This is a genomic window from Humiphilus diazotrophicus (assembly GCF_059726315.1).
In genome coordinates, this window is the sequence record NZ_AP040870.1 from 6,900,363 (window position 1) to 6,922,978 (window position 22,616).

Annotated in this window: 15 protein-coding genes; 9 read left to right on the top strand and 6 right to left on the bottom strand. The window is 53.5% G+C overall.

Features of this window, described 5'->3' with window-relative positions; genetic code table 11:
- Window positions 1–121: 121 nt before the first annotated feature.
- From AC6I7T_RS27635 to AC6I7T_RS27660, 6 genes are all read left to right on the top strand, one after another.
- Window positions 122–391, top strand: a complete 270-nt coding sequence (locus tag AC6I7T_RS27635) for a LexA family protein (protein WP_497791045.1) — start codon at window positions 122–124, stop codon at window positions 389–391.
- Between the two features lie 64 nt (window positions 392–455).
- Window positions 456–698 (top strand): helix-turn-helix domain-containing protein, encoded by a 243-nt coding sequence (locus tag AC6I7T_RS27640; protein ID WP_497791046.1) that lies wholly within the window; start codon window positions 456–458, stop codon window positions 696–698.
- A 60-nt stretch (window positions 699–758) separates the two neighbouring features.
- Window positions 759–1,172, top strand: coding sequence for a helix-turn-helix domain-containing protein (locus tag AC6I7T_RS27645; protein WP_497791047.1), 414 nt, complete (start codon window positions 759–761; stop codon window positions 1,170–1,172).
- 217 nt (window positions 1,173–1,389) lie between these two features.
- Complete coding sequence (locus tag AC6I7T_RS27650; RefSeq protein WP_497791048.1) at window positions 1,390–2,394, top strand: hypothetical protein; 1,005 nt, start codon at window positions 1,390–1,392, stop codon at window positions 2,392–2,394.
- Window positions 2,395–2,404: 10 nt separating this feature from the next.
- On the top strand, window positions 2,405–2,926 hold the full coding sequence (locus AC6I7T_RS27655; protein ID WP_497791049.1) for a hypothetical protein: 522 nt from the start codon (window positions 2,405–2,407) through the stop codon (window positions 2,924–2,926).
- Window positions 2,927–3,245: 319 nt separating this feature from the next.
- Window positions 3,246–3,809: a hypothetical protein gene (locus AC6I7T_RS27660; RefSeq protein WP_497791050.1), complete on the top strand. Its 564-nt coding sequence runs from the start codon at window positions 3,246–3,248 to the stop codon at window positions 3,807–3,809.
- Between the two features lie 851 nt (window positions 3,810–4,660).
- Here the strand turns inward: AC6I7T_RS27660 and AC6I7T_RS27665 are convergent.
- Both AC6I7T_RS27665 and AC6I7T_RS27670 read right to left on the bottom strand, forming a co-directional pair.
- A complete protein-coding gene (locus AC6I7T_RS27665; RefSeq protein ID WP_497791051.1) occupies window positions 4,661–7,096 on the bottom strand; it encodes an ABC transporter permease in 2,436 nt (811 codons plus the stop codon).
- 655 nt (window positions 7,097–7,751) lie between these two features.
- Window positions 7,752–8,801, bottom strand: coding sequence for a YncE family protein (locus AC6I7T_RS27670; RefSeq protein ID WP_497791052.1), 1,050 nt, complete (start codon window positions 8,799–8,801; stop codon window positions 7,752–7,754).
- Window positions 8,802–9,424: 623 nt separating this feature from the next.
- Between AC6I7T_RS27670 and AC6I7T_RS27675 the strand changes: the two genes are divergently transcribed.
- Window positions 9,425–10,609, top strand: coding sequence for an acyltransferase family protein (locus AC6I7T_RS27675; RefSeq protein ID WP_497791053.1), 1,185 nt, complete (start codon window positions 9,425–9,427; stop codon window positions 10,607–10,609).
- Between the two features lie 69 nt (window positions 10,610–10,678).
- Here AC6I7T_RS27675 and bla read toward each other — a convergent pair whose 3' ends face one another.
- The 3 genes from bla to AC6I7T_RS27690 all read right to left on the bottom strand — a co-directional run bounded on the left by bla (window position 10,679) and on the right by AC6I7T_RS27690 (window position 15,448).
- Window positions 10,679–11,503 (bottom strand): class A beta-lactamase, encoded by an 825-nt coding sequence (gene bla / locus AC6I7T_RS27680; RefSeq protein ID WP_497791054.1) that lies wholly within the window; start codon window positions 11,501–11,503, stop codon window positions 10,679–10,681.
- Window positions 11,504–11,951: 448 nt separating this feature from the next.
- Window positions 11,952–13,220, bottom strand: a complete 1,269-nt coding sequence (locus tag AC6I7T_RS27685; RefSeq protein ID WP_497791055.1) for an aspartate aminotransferase type Ic — start codon at window positions 13,218–13,220, stop codon at window positions 11,952–11,954.
- A 1,451-nt stretch (window positions 13,221–14,671) separates the two neighbouring features.
- Entirely contained in the window at window positions 14,672–15,448 is a 777-nt protein-coding gene (locus AC6I7T_RS27690) for a hypothetical protein (RefSeq protein WP_497791056.1), read from the bottom strand.
- 1,188 nt (window positions 15,449–16,636) lie between these two features.
- On the opposite strand from AC6I7T_RS27690, the gene AC6I7T_RS27695 reads away from it, so the two are divergent.
- Window positions 16,637–17,629: an RDD family protein gene (locus tag AC6I7T_RS27695; protein ID WP_497791057.1), complete on the top strand. Its 993-nt coding sequence runs from the start codon at window positions 16,637–16,639 to the stop codon at window positions 17,627–17,629.
- A gap of 787 nt (window positions 17,630–18,416) precedes the next feature.
- On the top strand, window positions 18,417–22,202 hold the full coding sequence (pulA, locus tag AC6I7T_RS27700; RefSeq protein WP_497791058.1) for a pullulanase-type alpha-1,6-glucosidase: 3,786 nt from the start codon (window positions 18,417–18,419) through the stop codon (window positions 22,200–22,202).
- A 118-nt stretch (window positions 22,203–22,320) separates the two neighbouring features.
- Here the strand turns inward: pulA and AC6I7T_RS27705 are convergent, their stop codons facing one another.
- Window positions 22,321–22,608 (bottom strand): YciI family protein, encoded by a 288-nt coding sequence (locus AC6I7T_RS27705; RefSeq protein WP_497791059.1) that lies wholly within the window; start codon window positions 22,606–22,608, stop codon window positions 22,321–22,323.
- Window positions 22,609–22,616: the final 8 nt, after the last annotated feature.

Sequence of the window (22,616 nt, forward strand, 5' to 3'; positions counted from 1 at the left end):
GTCATCCGACAGGGACAACCTGTTCCGGAATGAATCACCCGAGATGCAAGAAAATACATTGAAAAATTGAGATTTGTGCTACCCCTTGACCGCGTGGGGAAACTGCTCGTATGTTCTCTACATGTCACATGTAGATCGAATACGTAATCCACAGGGGCAGGAGCTGGAGAGAGGTTATACCCGGCCTTTACTCACTCCTCGGCAGGTCGAGTTCTTGGATGCCTTCCGCTATCTGGTCGAACGGAGCGAGGGTATCTCACCTACTTTGAAGGAGTTAGCCGAGCAGCTGCACGTTAGGCAATCGACGGTCCGCTATTTTGTCCGGCGCATGGTCGCCAAGGGATACCTGACAGGGCAGAAGGGAAAGTTCCGGACCCTTCGTGCTCTGTAGTTGTCGTTGTCCACACCCGAGTCAGAAGAACCACCCAGCAGGAAGGAACGGAGAGGCCTTGCACATGTCGAAGCGTAGCTCAGCGGAAATCGTCCTAACCCTTACACTCGCCGACGTGATTACCACGCTGCGCTTCGAGCGGGCGATGACGGGTATGCGCGTAGAGGAGCAGGCCCGACGGATCGGCGTTTCGCCATCGACCTTAAGCCGGGTGATGCATGGAAGGCTCCGTCCAGGTCGCGCTATCTGCCGCCACCTGGCGCTCGAACCCGCAGATACGAACTATCTCTCCCGCGTGGGTTGCTAGCTATAGACGACCGCGAAAGACAAAACACATTAACGGGATAAGTAACAAAGTGAGGAACAAATGACGACTGAGGGAACGGCCACGGGCCATGTCTGCCGCGGTATCGATAAGGTTAGGAATGAAGGGGAAGAGCGGAAGGTCTGGTGTCTGGCTTGCGGGCTGTGTCAGTTTCCGCGCCGAAATTGCCGTCGCTGCGGAGCGGTGCTACCGACGCCCGATCCGCTGCCGGTAGAGACCTCTGCCACAGAACCGAAGGTGATTCGGGAGCGTGTGCAGGTGGCGTGTCCCCGGTGCGGACTCTTTGCCGAAGAGGCGCAGCTGCCGACTTTGCGCGAGGCCGAACGATTGCTGATCCAAGAAGCTATGCGTCGTGCCCACGGACAACCGTCGGAGGCATCCCGGCTGCTCGGTATCGGCAGGACGACACTCTATCGGCGTCTTCATCCGCGAAAGGGCAGGATGAAATCTGCTTAAGACTGGAATCGTGTCCTGCAAACATCGCGTTCACAAGAGTTGGAGAAAGAACAAAGGCGTGAAGTCCTTCGATCTGGCGGCTTGAGAAATACAGCCAGGAGGGAGACTTCGCGTCCTTGCTGCTTGCGTGGCATGACTGAATTTATCGAGTCCTGAAGAAGCAGCAGAGAAGGACAAACAAGCGCCGGTAGGGTATCGACGCTTTCAACGGAGCAGTATGGCAATTATCAATCCCGAGGGGCTGTTTGAGGGGGAGCGGCTGGCGCGTTGCAGCGATCTTACGCAGCTCTACTGGCCGCGATTATTTACCGCGGCCAATGGCTATGGACGCCTGGAACTCTCCTACCCTTCGATCTGTTCGAAGGTCTTTCGCTATTTCAAAAATCCACCCACGGAAGAGCAGCTATGGACCATCTTCGAAGAACTGGCGGAGAACTATCTGGCCATCGTCTACGAAGTCGAAGGTGTGTGGTGGGCGCAATTCGTTACCAACGATAAGTATTTGCCGCGCTACAAGACGGTGCGGGACGAGGAGTCACCGGCACCGGCAACGGAATTAGTCGAACAGCTACGCAACGATTATGTTGAATGGAAGCGGGCTAGGTCTTCTCGTCATCCCAAATTTCGAAAATTTTCGGAAAGTTTAGAAAAGTTTCCGAAAGTTTCGGAAGGAGAGGAGACGAGTGGTGTTGGTGTTGGGGAAGGTGATGGAGACGGTGTTGGGGAGGAGAGGCGTGGAGTGGTGTTGGAAGCTCCTGCGTCGTCTGCCGCAGCATCTGCACCACCACCTCCCACGAAGCGTGAGCTAGCGGAGCTGGTTGACAGGGTCGTATGCGCGCATCCCAGGAGTCGTCTGCGAAAGCTGCGCCGGAATGAGGTGCGGCCGGTGCAGCGATCGGCTGTGCTGAATGCAATGCGCGATGAGATGCAGGCTGCTTCCTGCTCAGAGCTTCAGGCTTTGCAGCGGATTCTGGAAGCAGTGCGGGCGCTGGCCGAGAAGGTTCCGAAAGCGGAGTGGCGTTTCATGAAGGATGTTCCGGAGTTCTTTGGCAATCACGATTATCGAATGGCTCCGGAAGCGTTTGTGAGGAGAACGGAGAGGGAAGCAGGCAATGGAGGAATCAAGAGCAATCGAGCAGATGCGGCGGTCGACAGCATCTTTGCAGGCACTCGCGCCGCGCTCGCCAGAATATCAGGCTTGGATCGTAACTCGCCTGGGTGAACTGGCAGCGATGATGGGTGAGCCCATGGATAGCCGCGGAGTAAGGCAATCGCTGATGGCTCGCGAGCTTTCGGACTTGCCGTCGGAGAGCCTGGATTTTGCGCTTGACGCATGGCTTCGTGGAGATAAAAGCCATCTCTCCAGCTACGAGCAGGACCGCACGCGAGTCGGCGTCTTCTTCCCGAAGCCTGCCGAGTTGCGGGAGATCGCCGAGCTGCATGCCCGCGAGCAACGCAAGGCCCGGCGCGAGCAGGAGCGCCAGAAAAAGGAAGCGAGCGAACGTCGCGATCGCGAGGAACATCCGGAGAACTACGTCTACTGGAATCCGGCAGAGGCTCTGCAGCAGTTGATAGAGAAGCGCGATATGTCCGCCGAGCCGGAGATTCTGTCTCCGAAGACGTCGCCTATCTGCTGTCCGCATTGCAGACGTCCGCTGCCGTTTACCGCCGAAGGGCTTTCGATGTTGAGCCCGAAGGATTTGCGCGATATGGCGGATGCTCTGGAACGCCAGGAAGAATCGGGAAAGCGATGAGTGCAGGAGAGGAGAAAGCGGGGATCTTCCCCAATGGTGCATATTCGAGATTACCGAAGACGGAGAAAGAAATAGCTCCCAGGAGTGGCGGGTAATACATTCCTGTGTTACTTCCAACTCATTGGTAATGATGACTTTAAAATTCTTGATCGGTTACAACGGGGATGATATTGCTTCCTATGCACACATAGACCCTTGCCACTGCTGATTGAAAGAATGCCGAGGCGATTCCGGTTTCGACGCAAGTATTTCCAGCGTTGAAATGGCTCAAAAGGGCTTGTTTGTAGATAGACGGTTCGAGCCGTTTTACGAGCTGCGCATGTTTCGTTTGTATTCTCTGCAGTCTGCTTTGGTTGGGGTTCTAGGAAAGGTTCGGCAGTCGCTTGGGTATGCTGCTCATAGCCGTACTTTGCCGGACGATCATGTTATTAGCTGTGCCGCGTTGATTGGACGTTTGAAGCCCCTCAGCCGGACCGGAATTACAAAGGTCGCCAAAGCTTTTCTGGTTCCTTCTCCATGCCACATGGACCCTCGTTGTGAAGATCGTCTGACGCCGGTTGACATCTGGGAGATGTCGGGCGGCATCAGCGGTGTTTTCGTGATGGAGCGGAATGTGGAGGTCTTTCTCAAGCTGGCCAGGGCCGCACAAGAGTGGAATTCCGAAGCCGAGCTTGTGTATGAACGAATGCGTATGGACTCGAAGACCTTCCGCTATCACGTACGTTGTATGCACTTCGCAGAATTCGGTCCCTCGTCTGAAATCCGCGTGCCCTTCTATCTGCAGTCAGCCGTGAGTGTGTATTACCTGATGGCAAAACGCTTGCTGGCGCTGTACGAAGTAAGCCATGCCGGATTGTATCCCCGGCTGAAGCACGCGCTGTAGAGCCGTCTGCAGGTGTTCAGAAAGCATTCTGGTAGGGATGCCAAGGCCACGGGTAGGGCGTAGCGAAACCGGGAGAGATGCGAATACGACCTCTGCACTGAAGGGGAAAGATGTCGTCCCGCCACCTCCGGGGCGGGCAATGTTTGGGGTAAGCTAACCCAGCGCTCCCGTCCGCAAAGCGGCCTCCGCACTGGGCTATGCTCGATTCGCCCCGCTGGGGCGAGGTACTGCGCGGGATCTTAGGCGGGATGAGAAAAGGCATCAGTATCGGTAACCGAATGATGCTTAGTTCGGCTGCCGAAATTAGAATTTCTGTGTGCGTTCCTAGAGTTCTTACTTCTTTCCATGTTAGCTGTCAGGGGATATTTCTGAAGACGAGCAAAATTTCGATAGTTCATGAAAGTTTGCTCGTTCAAAGGGCATCCCGCTAGGGAATGTCACTGGATTTTCTACATTCTTCGAATTAGACCATCAGGGAATAGGTCTGCAATAGAAAAAGTTACGGTAGGTCATCGAAGTTTGCTGGGGCATGTAAAAGGCATCCCAGCGGGATGCCACGAGAATAGCCACGGGTGAAGCGTAGCGAAACCCGTGGTACCAATGCCAATAAGACCTCCGCCCCGTATGGGCGGAACGAATCTTTCTTCGCTGGATCGGGAAAGATTTGGTCCTGCCGCCTTGTGGGGGCAATAATTGGTGTGCGTTACCCCGGGTTTCGCTACGCGTCATCCGGGACTAAGTTAGTAGCATTCCTCCAGGGGGCTTTGGCGAAAGATAGGTTCCCCGGTTGCTGCTTTGGGAGTTGCTTTCTTCGGTTGCACAACTCGGATATCTGTAATCGAAACAGATCCTTATTCTTCCCGCAACGCTTCGATTGGATCGATCCTCAAGGCACGCCGTCCCGGGGCGAGCAAGGCTAGCAGAGCAATCATGAGCAGAATTCCGGCGCTGAGGAAGAACACCGCGGGGTCCGTCGCCTTGGTTCCGTAAAGCATGTTCTGTAAGAAGTGAGAGAGTCCGAAAGACAGAACCGAGCCAAGAAGGATTCCGCCTAAAATCATCGGCACGCCCTCATGCAGTACAGCCTGGAGAATCTTCTTTCGGTCCGCACCAAGAGCAATGCGGATTCCCAGATCGTGCGTCCTTCTGGTTACGATGTAGGAGACTACCCCGAAGAGTCCGACTGCTGTCAGCAAGAGAGCGAGTCCTCCCAGCGTCATCACGAGATAGGCAGCCATTCGATTGGGATACGTCACATGATCCATGTGATCCTTAAAAGTTTGTTCCGATTCGACCACAATGGAGGAGTCCACTTGACGAAGAGCCTTCTTGGCAATCAAGAGCATCTGATGCGGATCCTGTGAGGTAGCTATCGTCAGCGTTATCTCGCCCCAGGGCCATTGTGTTCGGGGCATAAACAGGTAAGGCTGTGGATCTTCGGTCAGGTCGCTGTATTGTCCGTCCTGCGTGACTCCTACGATCTCCAGGTTGACGACCGGATCCCGATTGAGCCGGAGATACTCTCCGACAACATTGACTCGACCGAAGAAGCGTTTGGCCAGGGTCTGATTCACGATTGCCACACGGCCGCTTTCTGCCGAGTCCTGGCTCCCGAAGCCTCTTCCCTGAAGCAGTGGAATGCCCATCAGGTGAAGATAGTCGGGATCGATCAGGTTGTAATGGATCCTGGCTCCCGCAGTTTTCGTGACCGGTTCATTCGGAGCAAGAACAATGTTGGTTGCTCCTCCTCCCGTTTCCGGGAAGGGCGCGACGCGAGAGATTGTAGCTCCCGTAACACCGGGAAGTGCTTGCATCGCTTTCTGTACGGCGTCGTATTTGGCATTCTGTTCTTTGTTATTGCACACCACATAGAATTGCAGCATTGCGGCATTCTGCTGGCGATTGAAGCCGATATCCATTTTTTCGAGATGAATCAGCGTGCGCACCAGGAGTCCCGCACCGACTAGCAGAGTGAGTGAGAGTGCTACTTGTACCGCTACTGTGACTTTCCTGATTGGCAGACGGAAGGTTTTGCCAATTGCGCTTTGTGTCCTGAGTGCATCGAGTGGAGTGCTTCTGGTCGTCAACAGCGTGGGGCCAAAGCCAAAGAGCAAAACAGAGACGACGCCCAGGCAGAGAGCAAAGAGCATGACCCGTTGATCGATACGGAAATCGAAGATCTCGGGAAAGGCTGATTTCGGCAGCAGTGCGGGAATAACGGCAATCACCTGCCGGGCAAATAACACTGCCAGCACTACTCCTGCTACGGCTAACGAGATGTATTCCGTGAGTAGTTGGCGTATCAGCCGCAGACGCGTGGCTCCGATTGCCATGCGCATGGCAATTTCTTTCCGGCGGGATTCGTTGAGCGCAAGAAGCAGATTGGCCACATTGGAGCAGCAGATGAGAAGTACCGCAATGGTGAGTGCCAGAAGCAAGCTCGAGAATAATCTGATCTGAGGATCGCCCGTGCTTTGCCGTTGGACCGTGAGGCTACGTCCGGCATTGCTTGCGGGATAGGTTGCGGCCAGCGTTTTGCTGGCTGCATCCAACTGCGCCCGTGCCTGATCGATGGTTGCTCCTGGAGCGAGGCGTGCATAGACTTCATGTCCGCGCATATTGCGGCTCTGATGGCGATCCGATGGAACCCAGAACAGCCATGTGCTGAACGGTACATAGAGCTCCGGGTCTGAGGTGCGATCAAAGCCATGGAAATTCGCGGGCATGACGCCGAGGACTGTTGTTGCCGTGCCGTCGAGATTGATTGCCTTCCCGACAATCGTCGGATCTCCGCCGAAGAGCTGCTTCCATGCTCTGAAGCCGAGGACGACAACCGGAGTCTTCAGGTCGCGCAATTCTTCTTCGGTAGGAAGTCTGCCGATCTCCGCATGCAGTCCCATCCCGGTGAAGTAGTTGTCGCTTTCGATGTTGGCCTCAAGGCTCTGTTGCGTATCGGCGGTTTTCAGCGTGGCTCCGCGTCTGTCCGTTGACATCAAGATCGAGAAGGCAGGAACCATCTTTCTGAGATCCGAGTATTCGGGATAGGAGAAGTCGGTATTTGCCCGTTCTGCATTGGTTGTTGCTGTTTTCTTGATGCTCTGTAACAGAAGCAGATGTGCTGGATCGGAGATATCGAGTGGACGTAGCCAGAGTCCGTCAATGATGCTGAAGATCGCTGTGTTTACTCCGATTCCCAAAGAGAGCGTGAGAATGGCGGCCAGGATTAGGCCTGGGTTCTTCTGAAATTTTCGAACAGCAAACAGCAGATCTTGAAGCAACTGGCGCATAAGTCCTCGCTGGAATCCCTGCTTTTTTGGGATGCACGTCAGATTCCATCTTGTGTATGGCGGGAAAGAGCGATTATCGCGCAGAAGCTGTAGCAGCGGTTGTGATACGAAGAGAACGTGTGTCCGGAAATGAAAATTTTGTTCGGTCGTGAACGGTGAAAATTAGGTTGATGTGATTCGAATCACGATTGCGGATTGCCCTTTTCTAGCGGTGTGAAAGGCATCCGGTAGGGCATGCCAAGAGAATAGCCCCGGGTGAAGCGTAGCGGAACCCGGGGTACCGATGCCCCCCAAAAGATGTCCGCCCCGTATGGGGCGGAACGAACCGAACTTTGCTAGATAGAGAAAGATTTCGTCCCGCCACCTACCGGGGCGGGAATTACGTGTATGTAAGCTAACCCAGCGCTCCCGTCCGCAAAGCGGACTCCGCACTGGGCTGCTCTCGATTCGCCCCGCTGGGGCGAAGTGCCAAGTTGAATCTTAGGTGTGGTGAAAAGGTATCAGTAGCGGTAACCGAACGATGTTTTCCTCCGGTTACCGATACTGAAAATTCTGTTTGTCCCACCTTAACTCGCTTCGCTCGTGAAGATGGGGCACCCCTTGCTGCTTTTGGATTTGCTTCCTCTGGTTACCGATACCGCAAGATAGACAGCTTTTATCGTCCGGCGACCAGAATAGAAAAGCTTCCTGGCGCTATCCTCGGACGTGGCTTCGGATTCTCCGGTGTCGGCTTCGGTCTCGGTCCCAATTCGGCTGCTGCCAGATAGAGGCGTCCGGTTGCCGGATCGATCGTCATCGTGCGGGCGCTCTTTTGTGTTTGCAGCGTCTGCAGGACTGGATATCCCTGCGTGGGATCGGCATTGATTACCGTCAGCGTGCCGTCGCCATTCGAACTGAAGACTAGATTCTTCTCCGCGTCGAACTTTGCGGCGTCAGGCATTGCGCCAATCGCCGGTGTTGCGACCGTGGCTCCGGTATCGGAGTCGGTGACGATCATCTTCTTGTTTTCGCACACAGAAAAGAGCCGCTTGTGTGCTACGTCAAAGGCAAGGCCGGTGGGAGCTTCGCAAGAGGTCAGATTCCAGATCGCCGTGACCTTGCGTGTTTTGGCGTCGATGCGGACGAGCTGATTCGTATCTTCGATGTTGACGAAGATCGTGCCTTGACCGTCGGCTTCGGCAAACTCCGGCTTCCCGGGAAGAGCTATCGTGTCGATGACCTTATGGTTTGCGGCATCGATCACCGTTGCATTTTTGCTGCGCCCATTAAAGGCATAGACGCTGCGCGTTGACGCTTCGAAGAGGATCGCATCGGGATTCATGCCCGCCGGAATGGTTGCGACAATCTTCCGCGTATTGCGGTCGAAGACCAGAACCTTGCCTGCCGCTCCATCGCTGATGTATCCAAACTTGCCCTGGGGATCGAGTGCGACTCCGTGAATGGCTTGCAAGCCTACGATCTCTCCCGTCAGCTTGCCCGTGTTGGTATCGACGATCATGACGCGATTTGCGCGTGCAATGTAAAGGCGATGTGCCGGGCTATCGATGGTCAGATAATCCCATCCTCCCTCGCCTCCTAACTTCCATGTCTGCTGAATGCTGTAAGCGCCAACTTGCGCTGCTGCTGTTCCCATTCCAAGGCCGAGAATGATGCTTGAAAAAACTCCAATCCAACATCTTGCCGATCTTTTATGCGCGCCGTGCATTTATGCCTGCCCTCCAATCGCTTGGCTGTGGCTCGTTTGAAATCAAGCCTTTGCGCTGTTCTTATATGACTGACTGCGTAAATGGTAAACCCTCCTGCACCGTGAAAGTGCCGACCATCTGCTTCGATAACCAGCAAGGTACACTCGGTTGATCAATCGGGGGTGAAAAAGTATATTGTTGACAGATGTTAATTAAATGGTAACTAATATCACAAGGAAAAACTGGAAGTGGAAGTAGGGTGTTCTTGTTGCTTTTTGCGTAGTGCTTTATTTCCCCCGGCTTGATTGCTCATCACTTCGATTTATCTGTCTTTCACATAGCTGCATATAGGAAAAGCTCCTTTGAGGCTTCGTTCTTTAAGGCGCAACGCGGTGTGCGTAGGGTTCTTGCCTCCGGCTGCTTCCGGTTGTCTGTTTTTGCGGGTTGTATTACAGGCGTAAATAGTCTGTGAGATGAGTTACAGCGAATAGGGGCCCAGCTTTGCTGTGCCAAAGCAACGAAAACGAAAAAGTAACGAGAACGAAGAGGTAGGGGCTTTCGCTTCCAAAGCCGCGCCCTTTCCTGCGGGTTTCGTTACTCACAGCTGAAGCTTGTATCGTCGGCTTGTCTCGAAGGAGAAGAGATGAACCAAGTTACGCTCGATCTTCCTTTGGCCACAGAGGTAGAGCGCAGCATTGGGGTGCCAGCTTATTCTGTTCATTTGGACGCGGTGCGCGGATGTGCGGCACTGGTTGTCTTTCTAACTCATCTTCGCTACATCTTTCTCGGCGCTTCCGGTCCTTCGGCTGCCGCAACTGCTTTGGCGAGTGGTGCTGTTCACCCACTGCAGCATCATCCAGGCAATATGGACATGGGCCACAAGGCCGTGATGATCTTCTTCGTTCTTAGCGGATATTTTGTTGGCGGAAGCGTTATGCGTTTGTTTCGCGAGGGGCAATGGTCGTGGATGCATTATCTGATGAGCCGCTTGACCCGGCTCTGGATTGTGCTGTTGCCTGCGCTGCTCCTGGGCCTGCTCTTGGATACGGCGGGCAGCAGACTCTTTCCGCATAGTATTTACGAGGGGCCGAGCGGGCAGTTCATTCTTACTCCCGAGCTCTCGACGCGAATGGGGTTGGAGACCTTCTTCGGAAATCTCTTCTTCTTGCAGACGATTGTGGTGAAGCAGTTCGGTACGAATGTTGCGTTGTGGAGTCTTGCCAACGAGTTCTGGTATTACCTGGCATTTCCTCTGTTGGTGTTGTCCGTGCTAGCGGAGCGGAGAATCGGACAGCGTGTGCTTTCGGCGGTGTTGTTTATCGCACTCTTCGTTTTCGTCGGAGCAAAGATTGCTCCCTATTTCCTGATCTGGCTGCTTGGAGCCGCCGTCGGACTCATGCCTCTTCGTGTTCCGACAAAGTTGCAGCCCGTGCTTCTCTGCTGTGCCCTGGTTCTGCTCGGTGTTGCCTGCTTTACCCTTCGCTACCGGGAGGATGCGAGTCCCTTTTTTGTGGATCTGGCTATCGGGGTGCTCTTCTGCGGAGTGCTGTATTGTCTGCTGCATCGCCGCGACGCGGCGGAACCGACCCCTTATCGGAAGGGGGCACACCTTCTCTCCAAGATGTCCTACAGCCTTTATCTTGTGAATCTGCCCTTGCTTTTCTTTGTGAGTGGATTACTGATGCGCCCCTGGCATCGCTGGACGAACAGCTCCTTCCATCTCCTGCTTGCTGTGGGAGTGGCTGGCGCTGTCTTTGCTGGGGCTTATTTCTTTTATCTCGGATTCGAGGCGCACACGGACAAGGTTCGGCGGTGGCTCTTGGAGTAGAGGCGAAGCGCCCCATGCGTTTCGCAAAAGCTGCGGGTCAAATGGGGCCTCGGCTTATTTCTTGCTGGTTTATTTCTTACTCTGGGCCGCTTCGTCGTAGGCGGCTTTAGCAATTCTTGCGATTACGGAATCCCGCATTTCATCGTCGGCCTTTGAGTCGGTTACAAAGACGGCGACGGCCAGACGCTTCCCATCGGGAAGGGTAATCAAGCCGATATCGTTCGTAGCGTTGGCTATGCCGTCGTTGACTCCCGAGGAGCCGGACTTATGCATCACCTTGGTTCCTGGGGGCATTGCTGCGGCCATGCGTGTGTTTTTCACGCTGCCGTCCATCCATTGGAGCAGCAACTCCGTGTGTTCCGGTGTGAGTGGCGAATGTCCGTCGATCAACAAGAGAAGCTGGACGGCTCCGGCAGGCTCGAACCAGTTGCGGTATTGTGCCTTGATGTCGCGATGGAGGCCGTGTTCTCCGTCTTCCAGGTGAAAGCCCTTGATGCCCAGCGAAGCGATGTAGGTATCTACCGTCTTAGGGCCGCCGATGACGCGAAGCAGCATGTCTGCTGGGACGTTATCGCTCAGCGAGACTGCAAGGCGAAGGAGCTCTCGCACCGGGACATCGACACCGGCATCGGGATATTTCGATTGCAATGGGCTATAGACCTTGGGCAGGATGCGGTCTTCCGGTAGGAAGTGAACCTGCTGGTCGAGCGAAAGCGATCCTGTTTCGATGGCGTGCAGAACCGTCACGGCTAGCGGGAACTTGAAGACGGACTGCATCGGCGGATGTCCGTGTGGATTGAGATCGCAGTTGAGGTTGGCATTCCCCGGCAGGGCGCAGGCCACAGAGACGGTGCCCTTGGCATCGGCGGCAATCGTCTGGATCTTCTGTTGCAAGGCTGTCTGGGCGAGAGCAGTGTTTGAGGCGAAGGCGAGTATGAATCCGCAGAAGGGAAGAGTTAGAGCATTTTTCGCATATGTATAGACTTGCTGACGACAGCGAAGAGCGGCTTTCTTTAACGGAAAGCCGCATAAGCTGTTGTGACTTGGTCTACGTCTTTGCGAAAAAAGCTCTATGCGTCTACTTATAGACTGACCGAACATGTTTTCGATCTTATGTGTCTTTTTTGTCTTTGATGGGGGGCTGAACCATAGTTGCTAACTGATAGCAGCAAGTGGCTTCATCGATTTCAATAACCGGACAATGCTTTGAATTTAACTTGGGCTCGGGTACCGATTCCGAAGCCCTGGCGACCCCCATCTTAACTCGCTTTGCTCGTGAAGGTGGGGCACCCGGAGGCTCGCTGTAACGACAGGTCCTCCGGTTACCGATACTGCTAGCTAACTACTTTTCTGCGGCAGCCAATTGAACGCAGATAGCTACGCCTTCCGCTGCCTGTGCAACTTCGGCCAAGGCCGGGAAGGTGGGAGCGATGCGGATGGTTCTGTCCTCGGGGTCTTTGCCTAACGGATGTGTCGCTCCGGCGGGAGTCAGTTCGACACCGGCCTCCTTGGCCAGCGCAACTACGCGTGAGGCGCAGCCCTTCGGCACTTCCAGGCTGATGAAGTATCCGCCCTTGGGATTCGTCCAGGAGACCCCGGGAATCTGCGGGAGCTGTTCTTCGAAGATCTCGATTACCTTCTTGAACTTAGGAGCAATCAGCGAACGGTGCTTCTCCATGAGGGCCGCGATTCCGGCTTCGTCTTTCAGAAAACGGGCGTGACGCAGCTGGTTGAGCTTGTCCGGGCCGATGGTGCGGGGAGTGATTCTCTTCAGGAACCACTGAATGTTTTCCTTTGACGATGCAAAGAACGCCAGTCCCGCTCCCGGGAAGATGACCTTCGAGGTTGAGGCAAAGACGAAGGGGCGATTCGGATTTCCATGCTTGGCGCAGAGTTCGATGATGTTGGCGATCTCAATGCGCTCATCCGTAAGGTGATGGATCGTGTAGGCGTTATCCCAGAAGAGCCGGAAGTCGGGGGCGGCGGTCTTCATCTTGGCAAAGCGCTCGATAACGGCATCGGAGTAGACGGTACCGGTCGGGTTGCTGTACTTGGGAACGCACCAGATGCCCTTGATGGAAGCGTCCTGCGCGACGAGCCGTTCGATCTCGTCCATATCCGGGCCGTCTTCCTTGAGTGCTACCGGGATCATGCGGATGCCGTAGTCTTCGCAGATCTTGAAGTGACGGTCGTAGCCGGGCACGGGGCAGAGGAAGCTGATCTCGCCTTGCTGTGACCAGGGCTTAGCACCGTCGCAGGTGCCTTTCAGCAGGGAATAGACGATGCTGTCATGCATCAGGGCCAGACTGGAGTTGTTGGCGGCGAGGATCTGTTCGGCGGGTGCTCCCATGATTCCGGAGAAGAGCTTGCGTACCTCGGGCAGTCCTTGCAGTCCGCCGTAGTTGCGGCAGTCGGTCTTGTCTTCGGCTTTGTAGTCGGAGAGGCCGGGGAGGGCCAGCATCTCGTTGCTGAAGTCCAACTGGGCTGACGCCGGTTTGCCTCGCGTCAGATTGAGCTTGAGGCCTCGGGCTTTAAAGGCGTCGTAGCTGGCCTGGATTTGTTGCCTGGTTTGGGGAATGGCCTGGGGACTGGTCTGCGCAACATCTGTCATTTTCTCGAATACCGACTTTCGAAAGATTTCTGGCGAGCCGGAGCGAGCTTGAGGGCCTGACTCGCCCTTCTATTCTAATGTCTCGGCATGGACCAAGGACAAGATCCGGTCTCGGTATCTGGTGGAAGGTTTTGAGCGTATCCCAGAACGAAAGGCTCAGGTACACCGTCCCTCTGATTGTGGTGGCGCCATCGGTTAGCTTCCGTAGTAATCTTCTCTTTCCTGCTCCTTAGAATGTCGTTCTTTAAGTGAAACTTTAAGGGTGCCTGCAATTGCACGCAGGTTGTGCTTCTCTGCCATGTTCCCAATGACAAATGTAAAAGCTTCAAAAGGGCATCCTGGAGGGATGCCAAGACAATAGCCGCGGGTGAAGCGTAGCGAAACCCGGGGACTCAGTATAGACAAGACCATCCGCCCCGTATGGGGCGGAACGAATTACTTTGCTGGACGAGGAAAGATTTCGTCCCGGCCCTCCGGGGCGGGCAATATTGGGTGGTACCTTGCAGCATCCCTCCGGGATGCGGTCTGGAGTTTCTACATTCTTCGAATTGAAATTGCAGGAAATCTTTGGACATAACCAGAGTCCCCAAAGCGAAGTGGCTTTGGTCATGTGTCAGGGATGGCCTTCAGGCCATCCCTAGAGTTTCTACATTTTCTTAGTCGATGACAGCCGAAAATCGTGTACAAAATCAGAATCTTAGAGGCGAATTGGCTTTTGCTGTGTGTCAGGGCTGGCCTTTAGGCCTGCCGAAAACAGTCTTCTTTGAAAAAGGAGACATTTTCGGTAACACATGTGACGGGAAAAACAAAAGCATTGAACCTATACCAGTGTGCGCGTTTGGGTCACTGCTTCCAAGTCGAGGATACTCTCAAACTGAACCTTGCAACTATTCGGCCTTCTCAATTCCACGCTGCATCTGTTACCGAGAATGTCTGTCAAACTCCTCAAAAATTGCGGCGGATGGACTGAAGTCCATCCCTGACACAATGCCACGACTCAAGTTGAGCCACACGTCTTACCCTCTCACTTCTCTTAATTTTCTTTCTCTAAATGTAGAAACTCTAGGGATGGCCTTCAGGCCATCCGAAAGCCGTCTTCCTAAGAGTGGCTTAACATTCTCGGTAACGAATACTACGGGAAATTGAGCAGGCCGAATAGCTGCAAGGTACTGTTTGAGAGTATCTTCGCTTGTGGAAGCAATGACCAAAACGCTCAAACTGGTATAGGTTTAGTGCCTCTGTTCTTCCCGGTGCAGATGTTACCGAAAGTGTTTCTGCTCTCTTAACGAAGACTGTTTTCGGATGGCCTGAAGGCCATCCCTGACACACAATTTGGCCAATGGTTGGAACGACCGAAATTGCTGTTATATTCGTTGTTCTTTGTTGCTATCCTTCGCGAAAAATGTAGAAACTCTAGGGGGGCTCCGAAAGGAGCCCGGCGGTACAGGTCTTTAGTGGATGTGAGTTGGTGCGTTGACGTATTGGGGGATCATACGGATTTCGATCCTCCTTTTAAAGGGCGCCATGTCTGGTGTGAGCAGAAAGAGGTTGCTTGGTAACGGCATCTCAGACAGATCTGTCACTTCGGCTTTTCCCCGCCACTTCTTGGTTTCCATCGTGATGGCTCGCGCAACGGAGCGGTTCTGAAATTCTTCTATATTGGAGAAAACGGCGTTACCAGGCTTCCTGCTGTGAATCTCTCGCAGAACCTCTTTCCCAGGCTCGAAGCAGTAAGTCGCGGGTTGCATTGAATTCTTCATAGATGAGCTGTATTCCTCAATACAGTCGAGTGAGGATGTTTCGGATTTCTTGTTGTCAGAACGGAAAGTCACGCTCTCGAAGAGGTCCACTGGTTGAACGATCATTTTTTCAAGATCGAGGATTCCGAAAGGAACAAAGTCTGTTCCTTTGGTTTGGAAGTACCCCTTCTCGTTCTGAATGATCGTGGTCTTATAGTTGGTCGTTTCGATTTGGATTTTTGAATGATCGAAGTCGGCCCACCATTCTTCTAGCGTGCCTTTGTTCTTCATATTGCCCTTGGTATCGTATAACTCAATGTTGAACTTTAGATGCCATGGACTCATGTCCACATCCCTGATGGCTGTCGAGTGTGTAGCCTTGAAGATACGGTAGTTCAGCGTATGCTTATCCTCTGCGCTAGCCAATCCAATGCATAAGGTCGCTATTGACACAATAGCCCCAATGCCCAAAACACGGTGACGCTTCATTAGCCCCCCCCCATTTGCCTTTCAGTTTTGCATAAAGGTTGTACCGTCATGGTATCAGGTTGGGCAGAGTTGTTATTTACCCTGGTTGTAGTACTTCCCCGCAGGTTTCTCCTTTAAGGTTCTGGTTATCTACCATCTACTAACCGTTAACTTCGGGGTAATGTTTGTAGTTAAGAATAATAAGTAAAGCTTAGGCTCTGGACAAGAGCAATAGCCGCGGGTGTAGCTAGCGAAACCCGTGGTAAGGTCCCAAAACATTTTCCGCCCCGGAAGGTGGCGGGACGAAATCTCATCCAAGCCAGCAAAGTTAAGATTCGGTCCGCCCCATACGGGGCGGAGGTCCTGTTTGCATCGGGGACCCCGGGTTTCGCTACGCTACACCTGGGGCTACTCTGGTAGCATCCCTCCAGGATGCTTTCTCCCAGTACTTATCTCTTCGGACTCGATATGTAGATACAGAGCATCTTACTCAAGCCAAAAGCAGGCTTGGACATCGAATTGTCGCGTTTTATGTTACGAACTATTGCTGCAACATATCGCATACAGCGATAGCTCCAAAGATGAAAATCAACGCTTGGTCGCAGTCTCAGTTAGCCGAAGGAGCCTCGACATGATCGATGACGAGAATGTTTACCGGGCCGGTAGCTGATTTCAGCTTCAAGCCTGACTGTCACGCAAAGGGCATCCTGGAGGGATGCCAAGATAATAGCCGCGGGTGAAGCGTAGCGAAACCCGGGGACCCAGTTCCAACAAGAACATCCGCCCCGGATGGGGCGGAACGAATTACGTTGGTGGACGAAGAAAGATTTCGTCCCGGCCCTCCGGGACGGGCAATATTCGGTGGTGCCTTTACCCCGGGTTTCGCTACGCTACATCCGGGGCTACTCTAGTAGCATCCCTCCGGGATGCTTTCCATGGCACTTGCCTCTTGGGATTCGATGCGTAGACACAGATCATCTCTCTCAAGCCAAAGAAGGCTTGATGAGTCACCAATCTGCTAACCATTAACTTCGGAGTAATGTTTGTAATCAAGAGTAATAGGAAAAACTTAGGACCTGGACTGCAATGTATTCAGGGAGGAATCTTCTTCACGTATACTATTTCTGCCAAAATCTATCTTCAAATTGAGCCGGCTTGATGACAGTGCAAACTCATATTGCATTGTGATTACGAGCAAGAGCGGAGATCATGAATACGAACGACCCGCAGTCAGCATCAGAGTCCCTTCTTCCTTCAGATACACCTTTAGCGCACTCTATCATCGCCGGGTTTTGGCGAAGGTTTTTTGCCTTTTGTCTGGATGGTATTTTCCTTGGAGTCATTGGTTCGATCTTGGGGGCAATACTCTTTGATTCGTTCTCTCATATGGGAGCAATGGCGCGTATTGTGGGCTTCCTGATCGCAGCGTGTTATTTCGTTCTTTTTGATAGCCCGGTAGGCAATGGTCAGACTCTTGGAAAGCGCTTATTGCGATTGAAACTCGTAAATCCTCAGGGTGGAACGTTGATATTCGAAGAAGCGCTGTTGCGATTTGTCATTCTCGCCGTGCCTTACTTTGTCAATGGATTGCCACTACCCATTTCGAGGACTCCGCAAGCGATCACGGTTCTACTGTCCCTGATAGTGTTCGGCGTCGGCGGTTCAAATCTTTATCTGCTTATTTTCAACCGTGGGACTCGGCAAGGGCTGCATGATATCGCGGTGAAAAGCTATGTCGTTATGGCTGAATCCGAAGGCCCTGTGACAACCGGAAGGTTGTGGGCTAAGCACTGGGTTGTCCTCGGTTCGATTCTTGGAGTGGTCATTCTCGTTTCTTCGATCTTTGTTTCACGGGTAGCAAAACGAGGTCCATTCCCTCAGCTGCTGCAGGATGTAGCACAGGTTGAACAGATCGAAGGAGTAGTTACCGCAGGCGTAATCGAAACAAAGGTTTTTCATTTAGGCCAGCGCGAGTCGGCCAAACTTCTTACGGTAAATGTTCTATGGTCGGGTGCAGAGGAAAGTGAAGATGCTGCGATACGCCAGATCGCACGGACAATCTTGGAGTATGACCACAATATCCAGGATTATTCGGAAATGAAGATCGTACTAAACCGTGGATATGACATGGGAATTGCCTCTCATTGGACTTCACGATGGTTTACCTACTCGCCGGATGAATGGCGTAAACAAGTGCAATAGGAAGGCAGCTAAGGTGCGGGAAATAGGCTAAATCATCCTGGCCTAGAATCTGGGACTCAAGAAGTGCCGAGCGGCTGTCACGGAGGAGATTCCAGACACTCTCGACAGAGACAGGCGCACAGTTCGCGATTGTTTCTGCCTGAGTTGCAATCTTTTCCTACTTCTTTACAACCAACTTCCACTCGCACGCGAGACTTTCAGTTCTGAACATGGAAGTTTGCAGATGTCACGCAAAAGGCATCCTGGAAGGATGCCAAGATAATAGCCGCGGGTGAAGCGTAGCGAAACCCGGGGACCCAGTTCCAACAAGAACATCCGCCCCGTATGGGGCGGAACGAATCACGTTGGTGGACGAGGAAAGATTTCGTCCCGGCCCTCCGGGACGGGCAATATGCGGTGGTGCCTTTACCCCGGGTTCCGCTACGCTACACCTGGGGCTACTCTAGTAGCATCCCTCCAGGATGCTTTATCGAGTTTCTACGTCTGTCATTGGGGCTTGGCAAAGAGGAGCACGGCGCGAAGGGGCGGCGGTCGGAAACCGCTACCTTTCCGTCTTCAGAGAAGGCTTGAAATGCCGCAACGATGATGACTCAACGTCATCGCTCCTTGGAAACTGGAGCTATCCCACGAGGTACTGTGATTAACCTCTCTGCGGATCATTCTGAAAATACGGCCTCTACCTGTTAAGGAAGATTTGAAGAGGAAATGATGCTCCAGCGGTTGCGCGGAGTATCTTCCATTTGTCTTAATCCTCCCCGCTTCAAAGAATCGATGCGAGAGGATTTCGATGCGATTTTCTACCCCCAACCGCCTACCTCTTTGTCTTGTTGTCTTTCTTACGTTTTTACTAACTTGCCAGTTCGCAATCAGTCAGACACCTCCGCCTATTCCCGATGGGCATATCCGCATTCACTACTTTCGTCCTGACGGAAACTACATCGGCTGGACCGTTTACGCCTTCGGAGATACCACCGAAAACCAGAGCGGCTACTCCACTGGCCCGGTTGCCGTTACCGGCAGAGATAACTTCGGAGCCTACTTCGATGTAGGCGTAACCACTAATGCTACAAATGTCGGGATTATCGTTCATCGGGGCAACACCAAGGACCCGGGACCGAACGAGTCTGTCAACCCTTCGACCCAGGGCAAGGAGTTCTGGCAGCTCTCGGGCAGCAACATTCTGCAAACGATGCAACCTCCGACGATTCAATCGCAGGATCCTCCTATTCCGGCCAACAAGGTCAGAATTCACTACTTCCGTCCCGATAACAACTACGGAGGCTGGAGTCTCTATCCCTTCGGAGCGACCGGCGATCCTAATGGAAACTGGTGCAGCAGCGAAGATTACGTCTCCGGGTACGACACTTACGGGGCTTACTACGACGTCGGCATAGACGCGACGATCAATGGCGGCCAGCTGGGCTTCATCCTGCACAACTGCCAGACTGGAGTAAAAGATCCGGGACCGGACCAGCATCTGCAGGTTACGCAAAACCAGCAGGGCTGGGTGATCTCCGGGAATACGAATGTCTTTCTCTCGCAGCCGGTTACCGAGTATCCGACCGATCCGGCGATTCCGGCCGGACATGCCCGCATCCACTACTATCGTCCCGATGGCAATTACGGAGGCTGGAGCCTCTATCCCTTTGGAGCAACTAGCGATCCGACAGGGAACTGGTGTACTTCGGAGGACTATGTCTCCGGTTATGACGCTTACGGTGCCTTCTATGACGTTGGCATCGATCCTTCGCAAAATGGCGGGCAGTTGGGCTTTATCCTTCATAACTGCTCGACCGGAGTAAAAGATCCCGGGCCGGACCAGCATCTTCAGATCACGCAATTTACCGAGGCCTGGATTGTCTCAGGCAATGCGACGGTATTTACCACCCAGCCTACGGCGGAACAGCTGTTGAGCGGACTCTTCGGAGAGCTGCAAGCCTACTGGATCGATGCCCGAACCATTGCTATTCAATCCCAGTACTACCAGGCTGGCTGGACCTATGCCTTGAATACGAGTCCTAAGGCAAGTCTTAAGCTGACTTTGAGCGGCATTACCGGAGGGACAGCGATTCCGCTGACTTTATCCCCCGGAACCCTAACCGCCGACGAACTTACCCGCTATCCCCAGTTGGGCAGCTACGGACTGTTGAAGCTGCCCGATAACATTGACTCCTCCGTCGTGGCTCAGGCACTCAAGGGGCAACTGGCTATTTCGGCACTCGGCGGCGATGGCGCTCTGAAGTATGCGACCGGGGTGCAGTCCTTCGGCGTGCTGGACGATCTTTTTTATTACTCGGGCAAGCTGGGCGTCGTCTTCCGTCATGGACGCGGCAACGGATGGTACGACTTCGACGACGACGATTCCGTTCCGGTGAAGATCAAGGTATGGGCACCGACGGCTCAAGCCGTATCGCTGTTGCTCTTCGAACATGACACGGACACAGCTCCGATGAAGACCGTTGCCATGCACGAACATCACGGCGTTTGGGTGGCACGCGGGGATTACGGCTGGAAGGGAGCTTATTATCAGCTTCAAACGAAGGTCTATGTGCCGGTCGATCAGGCAATCGACACGAATGTTACGACCGATCCTTATTCTGTCGATCTTGGTCTGAACGGAGTCAAGAGCCGCATCACGGACCTGAATGACGAGTCGACAAAGCCCTTCGGCTGGGACTTCCTGCCTTCACCCTGGCTTGCCAGCACGAATGACCTGAGCATCTATGAACTGCACGTTCGCGACTTCAGCATCGGGGATAGCACGGTTCCCGCCTATCTTCACGGAACCTATCTGGCCTTCCTCGACTGGAATAGCAATGGTATGCGGCATCTTCGCGAGCTGTCTCGTGCCGGATTGAAGGCGGTTCATCTTATGCCTACCTTCCGCATTGCCAGCCTGAATGAAGATAAGTCGACGTGGAAGACTACGGGCGATCTTTCGCAGTATCCGCCTGACGGAACCGAGCAGCAGGAGGCCGTAGCTAAAATTCAAAACAGCGATGGCTACAATTGGGGCTACGATCCGCTCCACTATATGGCTCCCGAGGGCTCCTATGCCGTCGATCCCTATCATCGGGTGCGCGAATACCGAACGATGGTGCAGAGCCTGCATCTTGCCGGGCTGCGCGTTATTCAGGATGTGGTCTTTAACCACACCAGCGCCAGCGGTCAGACTCCGTTGGCGAATCTCGATGAGATTGTCCCCAGTTACTACCACCGTCTGGATGCAAATGGCTCACTCCTGACCGGTTCCTGCTGCGCAGATACGGCCAGCGAGCACCGCATGATGGAGAAGCTGATGATCGATACGCTCGTTCTCAATGCGAAGCAGTACAAGATCGACGGTTTCCGCTTTGACGAGATGAGCATGCACTTCACATACAATCTTTCGAATATTCAAAAGTCCTTGCAAGCTCTGACTTTTGAGAGAGATGGGGTGGATGGCAGCAAGATCTACCTCTATGGAGAGGGTTTCCAGATTGGAGAGGCTGCAAACAACGCCATCGGACCCAATGCCAGCCAGATGAATCTCTATGGCTACGGGATTGGGACCTTCAATGACCGCATCCGCGATGCCGTGCGAGGTGGCGGGCCCTTCAGCGATCCTCGTGGGCAGGGCTTTGCCTCCGGACTGGCAACCGATCCGAGCGACTACACGAACCAGAACGGGGATCAGTCGAGCCAGACGAGCACGCTTCTGCATCAGTCGGACTGGATTCGTATCGGGCTTACCGGAAACCTGAAGAACTATAGCTTCGTAAACTCGCAGGGGCAGACGGTTACCGGGGCTGAGGTCGATTACGGTGGACAGCCTGCCGGATACACGGCGTCACCGGTCGAGGCCGTGAACTACTGCTCGGTCCACGACAATCAGACACTCTTCGATGCTCTCCAGATCAAGTCTGCGGCAGGGGACTCGGCTACAGTTCGCGCGCGGCGGCAGGTTCTGGCGATGAGCGTAATGACTCTTGGCCAGGGAGTTCCACTTTTCCTAGCCGGAGACGATCTGCTTCGCTCGAAGGACATGGACAACAATAGCTATGATTCCGGCGATTGGTTTAACAGGATCGATTTCAGTAAGCAGGGCAATAACTGGGGAATCGGCCTGCCTATCGCAAGCCAGAATCAATCGCAATGGTCGCTGATGCAGCCGTTGTTGGCGAATCCGGCGCTGAAACCGAGCTCCGGGAACATCGTATGGACGACTGAAGCTTTCCAGGAGTTTCTGCGGATTCGCTATAGCTCAAGACTCTTCCGGATGCCGACCTTCAACGAGATTCAGGCGAATTTGAGCTTCCTGAATACAGGACAGAATCAGATTCCCGGACTCATCGTAATGAAGCTCGACAGTAATGGAGGGCATTATGGTCCGTTCCGCCGCATTGTCGTCTTCTTTAATGCCGCGAATACCCAGGTGAGCTTTACAAATGTAAGCCTGGCCGGGATGCACTTCCATCTGCATCCGGTGCAGCTGCATTCGAGCGATTCGGCGGTAAGAACGGCAACATTTGATCCGTCTTCGGGTACGGCTACTATTCCTGCACTTACGACCGCTGTATTTGTCGAGGAGTAGAGCGAGTGCCAGAGGTGTGACAACTCGGGATTCACTAACAATTAACAGAGGAGAAGGGCACGGTTTTTCGGCTGACCGTGCCTTTCCTCTTTGATTGGGTGGTCACAAATTCATTGAACTAAACCGATTTCAGTTGAATTCGCTTGGAACTTTTCACCGGAGTGAACTGGATGGGCTGATATTCGGCGGCACCGGCTTTGACAAAGGGATCGTTTTCGATAAACGCCTTCAACTCGGCTTCATTGTCGAATTCACCGATAACGATGCCGCCCGTACGTGGTATTTGCGGGCCTGAGGCTATCAGCTTATCCTTCTCGTAGTAGGTGCCGAGGTAGGCGCGATGTGCTTCAAGATGAGCTTCGATTTCAGCAATTGGCTTCTTGTAGTGAAGAACTAGAACGTACATCCACAATT

Excerpts from the sequence above, each read along its gene's own strand:
- AC6I7T_RS27645 (WP_497791047.1), top strand. The coding sequence starts at position 759 with ATGACGACTGAGGGAACGGCCACGGGCCATGTCTGCCGCGGTATCGAT.
- pulA (WP_497791058.1), top strand. The coding sequence starts at position 18,417 with ATGCGATTTTCTACCCCCAACCGCCTACCTCTTTGTCTTGTTGTCTTT.
- AC6I7T_RS27695 (WP_497791057.1), top strand. The coding sequence starts at position 16,637 with ATGAATACGAACGACCCGCAGTCAGCATCAGAGTCCCTTCTTCCTTCA.
- AC6I7T_RS27705 (WP_497791059.1), bottom strand. The coding sequence starts at position 22,608 with ATGTACGTTCTAGTTCTTCACTACAAGAAGCCAATTGCTGAAATCGAA.
- AC6I7T_RS27675 (WP_497791053.1), top strand. The coding sequence starts at position 9,425 with ATGAACCAAGTTACGCTCGATCTTCCTTTGGCCACAGAGGTAGAGCGC.
- AC6I7T_RS27650 (WP_497791048.1), top strand. The coding sequence starts at position 1,390 with ATGGCAATTATCAATCCCGAGGGGCTGTTTGAGGGGGAGCGGCTGGCG.
- AC6I7T_RS27670 (WP_497791052.1), bottom strand. The coding sequence starts at position 8,801 with ATGCACGGCGCGCATAAAAGATCGGCAAGATGTTGGATTGGAGTTTTT.
- AC6I7T_RS27685 (WP_497791055.1), bottom strand. The coding sequence starts at position 13,220 with ATGACAGATGTTGCGCAGACCAGTCCCCAGGCCATTCCCCAAACCAGG.
- AC6I7T_RS27660 (WP_497791050.1), top strand. The coding sequence starts at position 3,246 with ATGTTTCGTTTGTATTCTCTGCAGTCTGCTTTGGTTGGGGTTCTAGGA.
- AC6I7T_RS27640 (WP_497791046.1), top strand. The coding sequence starts at position 456 with ATGTCGAAGCGTAGCTCAGCGGAAATCGTCCTAACCCTTACACTCGCC.
- AC6I7T_RS27690 (WP_497791056.1), bottom strand. The coding sequence starts at position 15,448 with ATGAAGCGTCACCGTGTTTTGGGCATTGGGGCTATTGTGTCAATAGCG.
- AC6I7T_RS27655 (WP_497791049.1), top strand. The coding sequence starts at position 2,405 with ATGATGGGTGAGCCCATGGATAGCCGCGGAGTAAGGCAATCGCTGATG.
- AC6I7T_RS27665 (WP_497791051.1), bottom strand. The coding sequence starts at position 7,096 with ATGCGCCAGTTGCTTCAAGATCTGCTGTTTGCTGTTCGAAAATTTCAG.
- AC6I7T_RS27635 (WP_497791045.1), top strand. The coding sequence starts at position 122 with ATGTCACATGTAGATCGAATACGTAATCCACAGGGGCAGGAGCTGGAG.